Here is a 14587-nt window from a genome sequence, read left to right on the forward strand (position 1 = left end):
GGCGGCGAACGCAAACCCTATGGTGACCGTGACAACAAGCCTTATGGTGACCGTCCGCGCCGCGAAGGTGACGGCGAACGTCGAGGTTTCTCCGGCGGTGACAACCGCAAGCCGTTCGGAGACCGCCAGGACCGCGCCCCCCGCAGCTTTGACCGTGGCGATTCCGGCCCCCGCCAGTTCGGCAAGGACCGTGCAGAAGACCGCCCGGTCCGTGTACCCAACGCGCGTGACCTTCGCAGCGCGAACCGCCCGGACCGCGAACGTTCCCCGGAAATCGATGAGGATGTCACGGGCAAGGAGCTTGACCGCGCTACGCAGCACCAGATCAAGACCCTGGAAGACAAGAGCGCCGAGTGGGTTGCCCGCCACCTGGTAATGGCCGGACGCCTGATCGACGAAGAGCCCGAGCTGGCTTTCCAGCACGCCCTCGCCGCGAGCCGGCGTGGTGGCCGGCTGGCTGCCGTCCGTGAAGCCGTCGGACTCACTGCTTACGCGGCAGGACACTACGGCGAAGCACTGCGCGAATTCCGGACCTACCGCCGCATCAGCGGTTCAAACATCCACCTGCCCGTGATGGCAGACTGCGAACGCGGACTTGGTCGGCCTGACCGCGCCCTCGACGTTGTACGTTCCGAGGAAGCCAAAGACCTGGACGCGCCCGGCAAAGTCGAACTGGCCATGGTTGCAGCCGGGGCCCGGACCGACCTCGGACAGCTGGACGCCGCCGTAGCAGAACTGGAAATTCCCCAGCTGGACATGAACCGGGCGTTCTCCTACAGCCCGCGGCTGTTCCGGGCCTACGCCAACGCCCTGTCCGGTGTTGGTCGGGAAGATGAGGCGGCAAAATGGCAGAAGCAGGCAGTTGTGGCTGAAAATGCCCTGGGCCTCGGCGTCGATGAGGAACCCGACATCGTGGACCTCGGCTGGGACGAGGAAGAGGAAGCCCGCGAGGAAGCCCAGCGCCGGCGTCTGCTGGAGCGAGCTGCCGCAGGCCCCGAAGCCACTGCTTCCACGCCCGCTGCCCGTTCCGAGGTAGCCGCGGAGAAGACTGCCGTTGAGGCCGCCGCCGTGGATGCAGAGATCGACGACGTGGAATCGGATTTCTTCGAGTCCGATGACGCCGAGTCTGACGAGGATTCCCTCGAAGCAGATGAGCTGGAAGCCGGCGACGCCGAGCACGGTGAAGAAGTGCGCGATGAAGAAGAGCACAGCGAAGCAGACGACAGCAGCAACGGCGTCGATGGCCACTCTGACGGACGGGACAGCTAGCGCGCTATGACTGAAGTTCCACTGATTTCCCTGTTCGACGCCCTTTTGGCGGACCTGGACGGCGTGGTCTACGCCGGGCAGCACGCCATCCCAGGCGCCGTGGACTCGCTGCAGCAACTGGAGGGTTTGGGCATTGGCCTGGGGTATGTCACCAACAATGCCTCCCGCACCCCGGCGCAGGTAGCGGCGCATCTCCGTGAACTAGGTGCACCGGCGGACGACGACCAGGTGGTCAGCTCCTCGCAAGCCGCGGCCGAACTCCTGGCGTCACTCGTCGCCCCCGGAGCGCGGGTGCTCATCACCGGCAGCCCCGCTCTGGCGCAGGAAATCGAGCTGGTGGGATTGACGCCTGTTTACAGCCAGGACGAGGATCCGGTAGCCGTGGTCCAGGGATTCAATCCCGGGATCAGCTGGAAAGATCTTGCCGAGGCGGCGTACGTCGTGTCGGCCGGAGCACTGTGGATCGCAACCAACACCGATATGTCCATTCCGCAGGCACGCGGCATAGCCCCGGGCAACGGCACCCTGGTGGCAGCTGTAGCCGCCGCCACCGGACAGACGCCGCAGGTTGCCGGCAAGCCGGAGGCCCCGCTCTTCCACGCCGCCGCCAAACGGCTCACGGCTGACCGCCCGCTGGTGGTGGGCGACCGTCTGGACACCGACATCCTCGGCGGCAACAACGCCGGGTTTGCCACGGTGGCAGTGCTGACCGGCGTCGACACCACAGCTAGCATCCTGGCCGCACGCACTGCGGAACGCCCGGACTACATCATCAATTCCCTCAGCGACCTCCACCGCCCCTACCCGGCGCTGGACCACACTGACGGAACGCACCGCTGCGGGGCCTCCACTGCGCGGGTCAGCGGTGACACTATCCACGTCAGCGGCAGCGAGAGCGACCTGGATTCCTGGCGGGCCGCCTGCGCCGCCTGGTGGACTGCGGTCCCCGACGCCGCACTGCCCACCGAACCCAAACTCGAGTGGCGCAATCATTAGACTGGTCCAATGACTGAGCTGAACGAACCGCACCATCCGGAAGCAGCCCAGCCAACACAGGAATGGCCGGACACGGCGGCGTCGGCAACCAGCGATCCATCCATTGCGGCGATAACGGCCGCGCTGGACGGCGTCGAACGGTTGCCCGTGTCTGAGCATGAGGCTGTTTACAGCGACCTCCACGATGCCCTGCTGCACGCGTTGAACGAAGAGGCCCCAAACGGCGAAGGAGACGCTTGAGCATGGCACGACTTGACCAGGCGCTCGTCGCCCGCGGCCTGGCCAGGTCCCGGACCCACGCTGCTTCGTTGATCGCCGAGGGCAAGGTGAGCTCGGCCGGGCAGGTCCTGTCCAAGGCGTCCCTCCAGGTCGACGACGGCAAGGACCTGTCGGTCGAGCACACGGAAGAGGACAGCTACGTCAGCCGGGCCGGCCACAAGCTCGCCGGCGCTCTGGACGTATTCCCGGAGGTCACGGTTGCGGGCAAAAGGTGCCTGGACGCCGGCGCCTCCACCGGCGGCTTCACCGAGGTGCTCCTGCGGCGCGGTGCGGCACACGTGGTGGCCGTCGACGTCGGCCATGACCAGCTCGTCCCGCAACTCCGCGCCGATGACCGCGTAGCCGTGCATGAAGGCATGAACGTGCGGTACATGGCGCCGGAGGACATCGGCGGCCAGGCCGAACTCACGGTAGCCGACCTCTCCTTCATCTCGCTGACCCTGGTGGTCCTGCCCCTGGCGCTGTGCACGCAGCCGGGCGGCGATCTGGTGCTGATGGTGAAGCCCCAGTTCGAGATCGGCAAGGACCGGCTGGGCCGCACCGGCGTGGTCAATTCCGAGCGCGAACGCCGGATGGCAGTGGAAAAAGTTGCCAATGCAGCGCTCGACGCCGGACTGGACTTATGCGGCTTAGCGGCCAGTCCGCTGCCTGGCCAGGACGGAAACGTCGAATACTTCCTGTGGATAAAGCGCAGGATGACCCAAGAACTGCCTAAGATCGAAGAGCGCCTCGCAGCCATTGACGGATTGCTTGGCCGAATCTGGCCGAACCACTAGAAAGCGGAATCCGATGAGCAGGCGAGTACTTGTCCTTGCCCACACTGGCCGCGAGGAATCACTGAAGGCCGCTTGGGAAGCCTGCGCCCAACTGCATGACTTCGGCATTGTTCCCGTCATGCAAGAGTCCGAGCTGCGCGACATGGAAAGATTCTTCGGTCAGCTCACCCAGCCGGTGGAGATCCTGCACGACCACGTACAGCTGCCGGACGTCGAGCTGGTGATGGTCCTGGGCGGTGACGGCACCATCCTGCGCGCCGCAGAGCTGGTGCGCGAGGTGGACGTACCCTTGCTGGGCGTCAACCTTGGCCACGTCGGCTTCCTGGCCGAGAGCGAGCGGGCGGACCTGGCCCAAACGGTGGAATGGATTGCCCGCCGAGACTACACGGTTGAAGAGCGCATGACCATCGACGTCCAGGTCTGGGTCCGCGGCCAGAAGATCTGGCATACCTGGGCCCTGAATGAGGCCGCGATCGAAAAGGGCAACCGCGAACGCATGATCGAGGTGGTGACCGAAGTGGATGAGCGCCCGCTGACGTCCTTCGGCTGCGACGGCGTGGTGGTGGCCACCCCCACAGGCTCCACCGCGTACGCGTTTTCCGCCGGCGGGCCCGTCGTGTGGCCGGAGGTCGAGGCCCTGGTGATAGTTCCCATCAGCGCCCACGCGCTCTTTGCCAAACCGCTGGTGGTATCGCCCCGGTCCCGGCTGGCCGTGGAAGTCCTCACCCGCACCGGTGCCCAGGGTGTGCTCTGGTGCGATGGCCGGCGCTCCGTGGACCTGCCGCCCGGCGCCCGGGTTGAAGTGACCAAGTCCGCCACTCCGGTCAGGCTGGCCAGGACGCACCAGACGCCCTTTTCAGCGCGTCTGGTCCGCAAATTCGAACTCCCCATTCACGGCTGGCGCGGGCCCGTGCCGCAGTCGGAGACGATTCACACCGGACCCATCCCGATCGTCCGGACGCCGCGGCCCAGGCCGCCGCTCCAGCTTGCCTCCGGCGACCAGCCGGAGGACGATACCGATCCCGCGACCGCAAAGTGAACCATGCTTGAAGAACTGAGAATCCGCGATCTGGGCGTCATCACCGACGCCACGCTGCCGCTGGGCCCCGGGCTGAGCGTCGTTACCGGCGAAACCGGTGCCGGCAAAACGATGGTGGTCACCGCCGTCGGCCTACTGCTGGGGGCGAGGTCCGACGCCGGGGCGGTCCGGAGCGGGGCGAAGAGCGCCACGGCGGAGGCCGTCCTCAAGCTCGACGCCGGGCATCCGGCGATTGCCCGGGCAGTTGAAGCGGGTGCCGACGTGGAGGAGTTCGACGGCGGCGCTGAGCTTATTCTTGCGCGTCGCCTCGGTGCGGACGGGCGCAGCCGGGCCTTCCTGGGCGGGCGGGCCGCCCCGGTGGGCGTTCTGGCGGAGATCGGTGAAACCCTCGTGGTGGTCCACGGGCAGTCGGACCAGATCAGGCTGAAGGGGGCGTCCGCCCAACGCGGCGCCCTCGACAAATTTGCCGGCGATGCGCTGGCGGGCCCGATGGCCTCCTACCAGGCGCTCTACAGCCATTGGAAGGCCAGCCAGGCGGAGCTGGAAACCCTTCGCAGCGCCGCCCGGGACAGGCTCCGCGAGGCCGAGTCGCTGGAAGTCGCCCTGGCCGAAATCAGCACCGTGGATCCGCAGCCGGGGGAGGACGAATCCCTCAAGGCGGAGGCTGTGAAACTGGCCAACGTAGAAGAGCTCAGGATTGCGGCGAACACGGCGCACCAGGCGCTCATCGCGGAGGACTACGGTGACGCGGGCGACGCCACCACCCTCGTGGACGTTGCGAAAAGGACCCTGGAGCACGTGGCCGAGCACGACGCCGAGCTCGGGTCCGCCGCAGCACGGTTGGCCGAAGTGGGCTTCCTGCTCAACGACATCGCCACGGAGCTGGCCAGCTACCAGGCCGGCCTGGACTCAGAGGGTCCGGAACGCCTCGCCGAGATCGAGGACCGGCGGGCCGCCCTGGCCACGTTGGTCCGCAAGTACGCCCCCAGCATTGACGAAGTCCTGGTGTGGGCGGAAAACGCCCGGGTCCGTTTCGACGAGCTGCAGGACGACTCCACCAGGATCGAAGCCCTGGACGCAGACGTTGTCCGTACCGAAGCGGAACTGCAGAAGCAGGCTGCCGCCGTCAGCAAAATCCGGGCCAAGGCTGCCAAGGACCTCTCCGGCCGGGTGAGCTCGGAGCTGAAGGCACTCGCCATGGCCGACGCCACGCTGGTCATCACCCGTGAGGCGGCCGGTCAGCTGACACCGCATGGAGCCGACGAGATCGCGTTCCTGCTCCAGCCGCACTCCGGAGCCCCGGCCCGTCCGCTGGGCAAGGGCGCCTCCGGTGGCGAACTCTCCAGGGTCATGCTGGCCATCGAGGTGGTGCTGGCCGCTGTGGACCCGGTGCCCACGTTTGTGTTTGACGAGGTGGACGCCGGGGTCGGTGGCCGGGCCGCCGTCGAAATTGGCCGCCGGCTGGCCATGCTGGCACAGCACGTGCAGGTCCTGGTGGTCACACACCTGCCGCAGGTGGCAGCCTTCGCGGACCAGCACATCACTGTCACCAAGACATCCGTCAGAGGGGCCGACGGCGGCACCGCCACCGGGTTCACGTCCAGTGATGTTCGCCTCCTCGACGGCCAGGAGCGGGTGCGGGAGCTCGCCCGGATGCTGGCCGGCCAGGAGGATTCAGAATCAGCCCAGGCGCACGCCCAGGAGCTGCTGGACGACGCAAAACTGCTGCCGCAGCGGGCCTGACGGCCTGCACCCCTTGATCGCAGGGCGCCTTGCCATGCACACTGGATCATTTGGGGAGACAGTTCCTGATCGGGGAAAGGCTCAATTGATGATAGGCTCGAATTCCGTGGTGCAGCGATCAAATTCCCGTGTAAATTCCCGGTTCCCGGGCTCGTCCAAGACGACCAAACACATCTTCGTAACCGGTGGTGTGGCGTCCTCGCTCGGTAAGGGACTGACGGCTTCGAGCCTCGGTCACCTCCTGCGGGCACGCGGTCTGTCTGTAACTATGCAGAAGCTCGATCCCTATCTGAACGTGGATCCGGGCACGATGAACCCCTTCCAGCACGGCGAAGTCTTCGTCACCGACGACGGCGCCGAGACGGACCTGGACATCGGACACTACGAGCGGTTCCTCGACGAAAACCTCGAGGGCTCAGCCAACGTGACCACCGGCCAGGTCTACTCCACCGTGATCGCCAAGGAACGCCGCGGCGAATACCTCGGTGACACGGTCCAGGTCATCCCGCACATCACCGATGAGATCAAGCGGCGCATGCGGCTTCCGGCCGAGGGCAAAAACGCGCCGGACGTCATCATCACTGAAATCGGCGGCACCGTGGGCGACATCGAGTCGCAGCCCTTCCTCGAGTCGGCCCGCCAGGTCCGCCAGGACATTGGCCGCGGCAACGTCTTCTTCGTCCACGTCTCCCTGGTGCCCTACATCGGACCCTCGCAGGAACTGAAGACCAAACCGACGCAGCACTCCGTGGCAGCCCTGCGCTCCATCGGCATCCAGCCCGAGGCCATCGTGGTCCGCTCGGACCGCGAAGTCCCCGAGCCGATGCGCGCCAAGATCGGCCGCATGTGCGACGTCGATATCGAAGCCGTCATCGGATGCCCGGATGCCCCCAGCATCTACGACATCCCCAAGACCCTGCACACCCAGGGACTGGATTCCTACATCGTCCGTGCACTGGACCTGCCGTTCAAGGACGTTGACTGGACCAGCTGGGACAAGCTGCTCGAAGCAGTGCACAACCCCAAGCACCACGTGGAAATCGCGCTGGTGGGCAAGTACATCGACCTGCCGGACGCCTACCTGTCCGTGACCGAGGCCCTGCGTGCCGGCGGCTTCGCCAACGACACCAAGGTCAAGATCCGCTGGGTACCGTCGGATGAATGCGAAACCCATGAAGGCGCCGTGGCGTCCCTGGACGGCGTGGACGCCATCTGCGTTCCCGGCGGCTTCGGCATCCGCGGCCTTGAAGGCAAGCTGGGCGCCCTGAAGTACGCCCGTGAAGCCAAGCTGCCTGTCCTGGGCCTGTGCCTGGGCCTGCAGTGCATGGTGATCGAATATGCGCGCAACGTGGTGGGCCTTGAGGGCGCTTCCTCCAGCGAATTCGAGCCGGATTCGAAATACCCGGTGATTGCCACCATGGAAGAGCAGCTGGACATCGTGGACGGCAAGGGCGATCTTGGCGGCACCATGCGTCTGGGCCTGTACGAGGCAAAGCTCGACGACGGCTCGGTCATCGCAGAGACCTACGGGAAAACCACCGTCAGCGAACGCCACCGGCACCGCTACGAGGTCAACAACAAATACCGCGACCAGATCGCCGCCGAGGGCCTCGTGTTCTCCGGAACGTCGCCGGACGGCAAGCTTGTGGAATTCGTAGAGCTGCCCCGCGAGGTCCACCCGTTCTACGTGGCAACCCAGGCGCACCCTGAACTGAGCTCACGGCCCACGCGGCCGCACCCGCTCTTCGCCGGGCTCGTCAAGGCCGCACTGGACCACCAGAAAGCACAGGACGCGCCGGCAGCCAAGCCGTTGCGTACGGTTGCCGCAAAATAAAACCGAATAAGTAGAGGACGGCGCGATGCCCGGCACACCTGAAACCCCACAAGCTGCACGGCAGGTTTCGGATGCGCCGAGCCCGCGCCGTCTTCTGTCTACGGAGAAGGTCTATGAAGGTCGGATCTGGGATGTGGTCAGTGACAGCTTCCAGCTGAGCGAGACAGGGGAGTCCCTGACCCGCGACTACATCGACCACCCCGGCGCCGTGGCTGTCCTGCCGATGAACGACGCCGGCGAAGTTCTGCTGATCAGGCAGTACCGGCACCCCGTGGGCATGGACCTTTGGGAAATCCCTGCCGGCCTGCTGGATGTGGAAGGCGAAGATTTTGTGGCGGGCGCTGCCCGCGAGCTCGCCGAGGAGGCGGACCTTGCAGCCGGCGAATGGAACGTCCTGGTGGACTTCTTCAACTCGCCGGGCTCCTCCAGCGAGGCCATCCGCATCTACCTCGCCCGGGACCTCACCGACGTGCCTCACCACGAACGCCATGAGCGGACCGATGAGGAGGCCGAGATTGAATTCCACTGGATCGCCCTGGACGACGCTGTGGCCGCAGTCCTGGAAGGCAGGCTGCACAACCCGTCCGCCGTCGTCGGAATCCTGGCCGCCGCCGCGGCGAAAGCTGACGGCTTTGCGGGATTGCGTCCGGCGGATGCACCCTGGCCTGCGCACCCCAGCCAGCGTTGATGACGGCGAGTACTGAGGCGGCAGCCCCGACGCCGCCCGTCCGGCCACAGACGGCCATCGACCGCGCCATCACCGAGTATCTGCAACATATGGGCGTGGAACGCGGCCTGGCCGTAAATACACTCTCCGCCTACCGCCGTGACCTGACCCGGTATTCCCGCTACGTGACGTCGGAAGGCTGCCACGGCCCGGGCCAGATCACCCGCCACCACGTGACGGGGTTCCTGATGGCCCTCAACGACGGATCCGACGGCGGCACAGCGCTGGGCGTCCGGTCTGCCGCCAGGACTGTGGTGGCCGTCCGGGGGCTGCACAAGTTCTGGGCTCTGGAGGGGATCACAACGACGGACCCCGCCAGCGACGTCCACCCGCCCATGCCGGGCAAAAGGCTGCCCAAGGCCATCAGCGTGGACGAAGTCACCCGGATCCTTGAAGCCGCGAGCACGGACACCGCCACAGGGCTCAGGGACCGGGCCCTGCTCGAATTTCTCTATTCCACCGGGGCGAGGATCAGCGAGGCCGTGGGCCTGGACGTTGACGACATCGCCCTGCACGAGGCCGAAGCCGGGCCCGCCGTGGTCCGCCTGTTCGGCAAGGGATCCAAGGAACGGCTGGTGCCGCTGGGATCCTATGGGGCGCGGGCTGTGGACGCGTACCTGGTGCGCGGCCGTCCACTGCTGGCGGCGAAGGGCAAGGGAACGCCCGCCCTGTTCCTGAACGCCCGCGGCGGCAGGATCAGCCGGCAAAGCGCCTGGACCATCCTGAAGGCGGCCGCGGACAAAGCCAACGTCACCAAGGATGTTTCCCCGCACACACTGCGACACTCGTTCGCGACGCATCTGCTCGAAGGCGGCGCCGATGTCCGCGTGGTGCAGGAACTCCTGGGGCACGCCTCAGTTACCACAACGCAGGTCTACACCCTGGTTACGGCTGACACACTGAGGGAAATTTACGCAGCAGCCCACCCTCGGGCGCTGGGCTGACGCCGGCGGCCAGGCTATAGGGTTGGGGCATGACGTTTACCCCTGTCACGCTGTGCTTTCTCACCCGTGAGTCCGCCGGTGTGCCACAGGTCCTGCTTGGCCTGAAGAAGACCGGCTTCGGCCGCGGCAAAGTGGTGGGACTTGGCGGCCATGTTGAGCCGGGGGAGACGGATGAAGAGGCTGCCTGCCGCGAAGTCCACGAGGAAGCCGGGATTGTGGTCCGGCAGGAGGATCTGCGCGACGCCGGCGTGGTGACCTTCGATTTTCCTGCCCGCCCGGAGTGGAACATGAGTTCGCGGCTCTTTGTCGCAGCCAGTTGGACCGGGCAGCCGGCCGAAAGTGCCGAGATCCGGCCGGAATGGTTCGACGTCGGCGCCTTGCCGGTGGACCGGATGTGGCAGGACGCAGCGCACTGGCTGCCGCTCGCCCTTGCCGGGTCTTTCTTGCGCCTGACAGTGGTCCTGAACGATGACAACGAGACCGTCCGCGAAGTGCTGGACTGATCACGCCCCACCTCTGGCGTTGGCGTAACGGCCGACGGCGGGCCGGTTGGGCCCACGCCGGCGAGGGACCCGAACCGAGCTTGCGAGGTTGGGAGCCGGTGGGGAGGATTACGGAACGTGCCGTTCGTCCGGTCCGTTGTACTCGCTCAGCGGGCGGATCAGGGAGTTGCTGGCTGCCTGTTCCATGATGTGGGCGGTCCACCCGGTGATGCGGCTGGCCACGAACAGGGGAGTGAACGTGGCAGTGTCGAAGCCCATCAGGTGGTAGGTGGGGCCGGCCGGGTAGTCGAGGTTCGGTTTGATGGCCTTGGCCTCGTCCATGGCCTGCTCGAGGCCGTTGTACAGCCCCAGCAGTTCAGGGCGGCCGTAGTGGGCGATCATTTTGTCCAGCGCGGCCTTCATGGTGGGGACGCGGGAGTCCCCGTGCTTGTAGACGCGGTGGCCGAAGCCCATGACCTTTTTCTTGTGGGCCAGTGCATCCTCCATCCAAGCCTTTGCCCGGGCGGCCGCTTCGTCCAGTGATTCCTCAGGCCGGATGCCGATCTCGTCGAAGGTGTGCATCACGGCTTCGTTGGCGCCGCCATGCAGCGGGCCCTTGAGTGCGCCGATTGCGCCCGTTACTGCCGAGTGCAGGTCGGACAGGCTGGAGGTGATCACGCGGGCGGTGAAGGTGGAGGCGTTGAAGGAGTGCTCGGCGTACAGGATCATCGAGACGTTGAAGGCCTCCACGACCTCCGGGACCTGGTCTTCGCCGAACGCCATCCACAGGAAGTTTTCCGAGTAGCCCAGGTCATCACGGGGCTCCACGACTTCCTGGCCGCGCCGGCGTCGCTGGTCGTAGGCGACCACCGCGGGCATGGCTGCGAAGAGGTCCACGGCCTTGGCCATGTTGGCCTCGGGCGAGGAGTCCTCGGCCAGAGGGTGGCGGGCGCCCATGACGGATGCTGCGGTCCGGCAGACATCCATCGGGTGGGCGGTAGTGGGAATTGTGTCGACGATCTTCTTCACCACAGGATCAAGGGCGCGGCCGGCGCGCTCGCGGGCAGAGAACGCGGACAGCTCTTCAGGGGTGGGCAGTTCGCCGTTCCACAAGAGGAAGGCCACTTCCTCGAAGCTGCATTTGGCGGCGAGCTCCTGGACGGGATAGCCGCGGTACAGCAGCGAATTGGTGTCCGGGTTGACCTTCGAAACCGCGGTGTAGTCCACCACGACGCCGGCCAGGCCCTTCTTGATATCAACAGCTTCCATGCTGTCCTCCTTCGTTCATTGGGCAAGCCCGGATGTGCCGGAATGCTTGCAGTCTCCTTGGTGAGCTCTCGGGTCCTAGCGGACGCCGGGAATTTGGAAGTTGAAAACGCCGGTATCGAAGTGGTTGTAGGCCTCATAGTCCACAAGGTCATAAAGCCGCGCACGGGTGAGCATGTTCTCCACCTGTGCTTCCTGCGACCCTGTTGCCTTGATCGATTCCAGAGTACGCTCTGCTGCGCCCATGGCAATGCGCAGCAGCGTGACCGGATAAATGACCATGTTGACGCCCACACCCTGCAGCTGGTCCACGGTGAACAGATCGCTCTTGCCGAACTCGGTCATGTTGGCAAGGATCGGCACGTCCACGGCGTCGCGGATGGCCTGGAACTCGGACAGGTCCTTCATCGCTTCCGGGAAGATGGCGTCAGCACCGGCTTCCACGAGGGCCCGTGCCCGGTCCTTGGCGGCTTCGATTCCCTCCACGGCGCGGATATCGGTCCGGGCCATGATGAGGAAGTTCGGATCGCGGCGGGCGTCGGCCGCGGCGCGGATGCGCTTGGTGGCCGTGTCCTGGTCCACCACGTTCTTGCCGTCCAGGTGCCCGCAGCGCTTGGGATTGAACTGGTCTTCGATGTGGCAGCCGGCCAGGCCGGCGTTCTCCAGTTCCTGGATGCTGCGGGCCACGTTCATGGGCTCGCCGAAGCCCGTGTCCGCGTCCACCAGCGTGGGCAGGTCAGTCATTCGGGCGATCTGCCCGGCACGCGTGGCCACCTCGGTGAGGGTGGTCAGCCCGATGTCCGGCAGGCCCAGGTCATTGGCCAGCACCGCTCCGGAGACGTAAACACCGGCGAAGCCCTTTTCCTCGATCAGCCGCGCCGAGAGCGGGCTGAACGCGCCCGGGAACTGCTGGATGGTGCCGGACGCGAGCATGGCGCGAAGCGCGATCCGCTTCTGTTCCGGGGTTGTCTTGGAATACAGCATCTGATTCTCCTGTGCGGGGTGGGTAGGCAGAGCTTAGAAGAGGCCGGCGGGTGCGTTGCTGAGGTCGATGACGCCGAGGGCGGCGGTGATGTTCAGCTGGTCCAGTTCGCCCGGGCCCAGGTCCGGAAGGCTTTCGGCGGCGGCGAGGAATCGCTCGATTTCCTCCTCTGCGACCAGACCGGCTGCCAGGGTGCGGAACTTGTTGATGTACTGCTGGCGGGCGAACGGCCGGGCGCCGAGCGGGTGCGCGTCCGCTACGGCGATCTGGTCGGTGATGACCGTGCCGTCGTTCAGGGTGATCTCCACGGAACCGCCGAAGGCCTTCTCGGCGATGTCCAGCGAATGGTAGCGGCGGGTCCATTCGGCGTCTTCGACGGTGCTGACCTTGTTCCACAGCTCCACAGTGTCGGCGCGGCCGGCACGCTCAGGACTGTAGGAGTCAACGTGGTGCCAGGAGCCGTCCTGGAGTGCCACCGTGAAGATGTACGGGATGGAGTGGTCCAGGGTTTCCCGGCTGGCCGTGGGGCTGTACTTCTGCGGGTCGTTGGCGCCCGAACCGATCACGTAGTGCGTGTGGTGGCTGGTCTTGATCAGGACCGACGTCACGTTGGACGGGTCCGTTGCCTCGGGGTGCTCAGTATGCAGCTTGCGGGCCAGATCGATCCAGGCCTGGGCTTGGTATTCGGCGGAGTGTTCCTTGGTGTACGTGTCCATGATGGCGCGCTTGGCTTCGCCGGCCTCGGGCAGCGGGACCTCGTAGGAGGCGTCCGGGCCATCCAGCATCCAGGCGATCACGCCGTCTTCGCCTTCGTAGATCGGCACGGGGGAGGTCTGGCCGCGCATGGAGCGGTCCACGGCTTCCACCGCCATCTTGCCTGCGAACGCCGGCGCGTGCGCCTTCCAGGTGGAGATTTCGCCCTTGCGGGACTGGCGGGTGGCCGTGGTGGTGTGCAGCGCCTGGCCGACGGACTGGAAGATGGTCTCGACGTCCAGGCCCAAGAGTGTGCCGATGCCGGCAGCGGCGGACGGGCCGAGGTGGGCCACGTGGTCGATCTTGTGCTTGTGAAGGCAGATCGCCTTGACCAAGTTGACCTGGATCTCGTAGCCGGTGGCGATGCCGCGGATCAGGTCCTTGCCGCTCGCGCCGACGTGCTGTCCAACGGCGAGAATCGGCGGGATGTTGTCGCCAGGGTGGGAGTAGTCAGCCGCCAGGAACGTGTCATGGTAATCGAGCTCGCGGACGGCCACGCCGTTCGCCCAGGCTGCCCACTCGGGGGAGACGCGGTCCGTGATGCCGAAGACGCCGGCGCCCTTGCCGTTGGTGGTCGGTGCGTGGGTCAACGCCTGGGCGCGGGCAGCCACGATCGGGCCGCGGTTCAGGGAAGCGATGGCCACGGAGGCATTGTCGATGACACGGTTGATGACCATCTCGGTGACCTCGGGCGTGACCTCGACGGCGTCGGCGGCGACGACGGCGATCTTGTGCGCCAGCTGGTCTTCACGGGCCAGGTTCTCTTCGCTCTTGTAGACGCGGACGTGGTTGAGCTTAACCATGGTGCTCCTTCTTAGTGCTGTGGGTGGGTAGCTTTGACGTGGGAAAGGCTGCGGTGCAGGTGCAGGGTGGTGGCTGCTTCGGCAAGCCTGGCGTTGCCTGCGGCGATGGCCTCCGCGATGGCCGCGTGTTCGACGGCGGCAGCGTACAGTCGCGGGGCGTCATCGGCCGCGAGGCGGCGGACCCGGACCAGATGGACACGCAGGCTGCGCATCGCCTGCGCGAGGTAGGAGTTGGAGATGGCGGCGTCGATCGCCTCATCCAGCCGGCCCACCAGGGCGTAATACTCATGCCGGGCCGGATCGGTGTCGCTGATCAGCTCCTGCGCCCGCAGGAGATCGGTGTGGAGCTTCTCAAAGACAGCGCGCTCGCCGCGTTCGGCAGCCAGGGCTGCAGCCTTGCCCTCGAGGGTTTCGCGGAGCTCGAACATCTCATCGATGTCCTCCAGTGAGATGTCGGTGACGACGACGCCGCGGCCGCCTGCCGCCGTCGTCAGCCCTTCTGCGCTAAGCCGGCTCAGCGCCTCCCGGACCGGAGTGCGTGAGACGCCCAGGCGCTCCGACTGCTCCACTTCGGCGAGGACCGTTCCGGGCGTCAGGCGCCATTCGATAATGTCTTCGCGAAGCGTCGCATAGGCTTTGTCGCTGGCCCGCATGGTCCCTCCCGTCAATCTGCTCATGGGCACCAGTGTATACA

The 14587-nt window shown here is 66.1% G+C and carries 13 protein-coding genes and 1 pseudogene; 10 read left to right on the top strand and 4 right to left on the bottom strand.

The genetic code is table 11. From position 1 onward, the window contains the following. The 10 genes from ACX80M_RS14280 to ACX80M_RS14325 form a co-directional block, all read left to right on the top strand. Positions 1–1269, top strand: a 1269-nt coding sequence (locus ACX80M_RS14280) for a hypothetical protein (RefSeq protein WP_459309881.1), incomplete at its 5' end; no start/stop codon positions are given. A gap of 6 nt (positions 1270–1275) precedes the next feature. Beyond that, entirely contained in the window at positions 1276–2265 is a 990-nt protein-coding gene (locus ACX80M_RS14285) for an HAD-IIA family hydrolase (RefSeq protein ID WP_252609105.1), read from the top strand. Between the two features lie 9 nt (positions 2266–2274). Further along, positions 2275–2505, top strand: coding sequence for a hypothetical protein (locus ACX80M_RS14290; protein WP_252609106.1), 231 nt, complete (start codon positions 2275–2277; stop codon positions 2503–2505). A gap of 2 nt (positions 2506–2507) precedes the next feature. Further along, on the top strand, positions 2508–3320 hold the full coding sequence (locus tag ACX80M_RS14295; RefSeq protein ID WP_459309882.1) for a TlyA family RNA methyltransferase: 813 nt from the start codon (positions 2508–2510) through the stop codon (positions 3318–3320). 13 nt (positions 3321–3333) lie between these two features. After that, positions 3334–4359, top strand: coding sequence for an NAD kinase (locus ACX80M_RS14300; protein ID WP_459309883.1), 1026 nt, complete (start codon positions 3334–3336; stop codon positions 4357–4359). A gap of 3 nt (positions 4360–4362) precedes the next feature. Next, positions 4363–6102, top strand: a complete 1740-nt coding sequence (gene recN / locus ACX80M_RS14305) for a DNA repair protein RecN (RefSeq protein ID WP_252609109.1) — start codon at positions 4363–4365, stop codon at positions 6100–6102. Positions 6103–6190: 88 nt separating this feature from the next. After that, complete coding sequence (locus ACX80M_RS14310; protein ID WP_252600686.1) at positions 6191–7936, top strand: CTP synthase; 1746 nt, start codon at positions 6191–6193, stop codon at positions 7934–7936. A gap of 25 nt (positions 7937–7961) precedes the next feature. Continuing rightward, positions 7962–8624, top strand: a complete 663-nt coding sequence (locus ACX80M_RS14315) for an NUDIX domain-containing protein (protein ID WP_056342385.1) — start codon at positions 7962–7964, stop codon at positions 8622–8624. Next, entirely contained in the window at positions 8624–9607 is a 984-nt protein-coding gene (gene xerD, locus ACX80M_RS14320) for a site-specific tyrosine recombinase XerD (protein ID WP_252609110.1), read from the top strand. The genes ACX80M_RS14315 and xerD overlap by 1 nt, the downstream gene beginning before the upstream one ends. A 29-nt stretch (positions 9608–9636) precedes the next feature. Beyond that, a complete protein-coding gene (locus ACX80M_RS14325) occupies positions 9637–10110 on the top strand; it encodes an 8-oxo-dGTP diphosphatase (protein WP_252600689.1) in 474 nt (157 codons plus the stop codon). A 108-nt stretch (positions 10111–10218) separates the two neighbouring features. Here ACX80M_RS14325 and ACX80M_RS14330 read toward each other — a convergent pair whose 3' ends face one another. The 4 genes and pseudogenes from ACX80M_RS14330 to ACX80M_RS14345 form a co-directional block, all read right to left on the bottom strand. Then, entirely contained in the window at positions 10219–11358 is a 1140-nt protein-coding gene (locus ACX80M_RS14330) for a bifunctional 2-methylcitrate synthase/citrate synthase (RefSeq protein ID WP_141140071.1), read from the bottom strand. Positions 11359–11433: 75 nt separating this feature from the next. Beyond that, a complete protein-coding gene (gene prpB / locus ACX80M_RS14335; protein WP_252600691.1) occupies positions 11434–12339 on the bottom strand; it encodes a methylisocitrate lyase in 906 nt (301 codons plus the stop codon). Positions 12340–12372: 33 nt separating this feature from the next. Beyond that, positions 12373–13893 (bottom strand): MmgE/PrpD family protein, encoded by a 1521-nt coding sequence (locus ACX80M_RS14340; RefSeq protein ID WP_459309884.1) that lies wholly within the window; start codon positions 13891–13893, stop codon positions 12373–12375. Then, a pseudogene (locus ACX80M_RS14345) lies at positions 13886–14546 on the bottom strand (GntR family transcriptional regulator). Before ACX80M_RS14345 ends, ACX80M_RS14340 begins: the two are co-directional and overlap by 8 nt. Positions 14547–14587 lie beyond the last annotated feature (41 nt).

The sequence above is a fragment of the Pseudarthrobacter sp. MDT1-22 genome, assembly GCF_054511035.1.

Excerpts from the sequence above, each read along its gene's own strand:
- ACX80M_RS14285 (WP_252609105.1), top strand. The coding sequence starts at position 1,276 with ATGACTGAAGTTCCACTGATTTCCCTGTTCGACGCCCTTTTGGCGGAC.
- ACX80M_RS14290 (WP_252609106.1), top strand. The coding sequence starts at position 2,275 with ATGACTGAGCTGAACGAACCGCACCATCCGGAAGCAGCCCAGCCAACA.
- ACX80M_RS14295 (WP_459309882.1), top strand. The coding sequence starts at position 2,508 with ATGGCACGACTTGACCAGGCGCTCGTCGCCCGCGGCCTGGCCAGGTCC.
- ACX80M_RS14300 (WP_459309883.1), top strand. The coding sequence starts at position 3,334 with ATGAGCAGGCGAGTACTTGTCCTTGCCCACACTGGCCGCGAGGAATCA.
- recN (WP_252609109.1), top strand. The coding sequence starts at position 4,363 with ATGCTTGAAGAACTGAGAATCCGCGATCTGGGCGTCATCACCGACGCC.
- ACX80M_RS14310 (WP_252600686.1), top strand. The coding sequence starts at position 6,191 with ATGATAGGCTCGAATTCCGTGGTGCAGCGATCAAATTCCCGTGTAAAT.
- ACX80M_RS14315 (WP_056342385.1), top strand. The coding sequence starts at position 7,962 with ATGCCCGGCACACCTGAAACCCCACAAGCTGCACGGCAGGTTTCGGAT.
- xerD (WP_252609110.1), top strand. The coding sequence starts at position 8,624 with ATGACGGCGAGTACTGAGGCGGCAGCCCCGACGCCGCCCGTCCGGCCA.
- ACX80M_RS14325 (WP_252600689.1), top strand. The coding sequence starts at position 9,637 with ATGACGTTTACCCCTGTCACGCTGTGCTTTCTCACCCGTGAGTCCGCC.
- ACX80M_RS14330 (WP_141140071.1), bottom strand. The coding sequence starts at position 11,358 with ATGGAAGCTGTTGATATCAAGAAGGGCCTGGCCGGCGTCGTGGTGGAC.
- prpB (WP_252600691.1), bottom strand. The coding sequence starts at position 12,339 with ATGCTGTATTCCAAGACAACCCCGGAACAGAAGCGGATCGCGCTTCGC.
- ACX80M_RS14340 (WP_459309884.1), bottom strand. The coding sequence starts at position 13,893 with ATGGTTAAGCTCAACCACGTCCGCGTCTACAAGAGCGAAGAGAACCTG.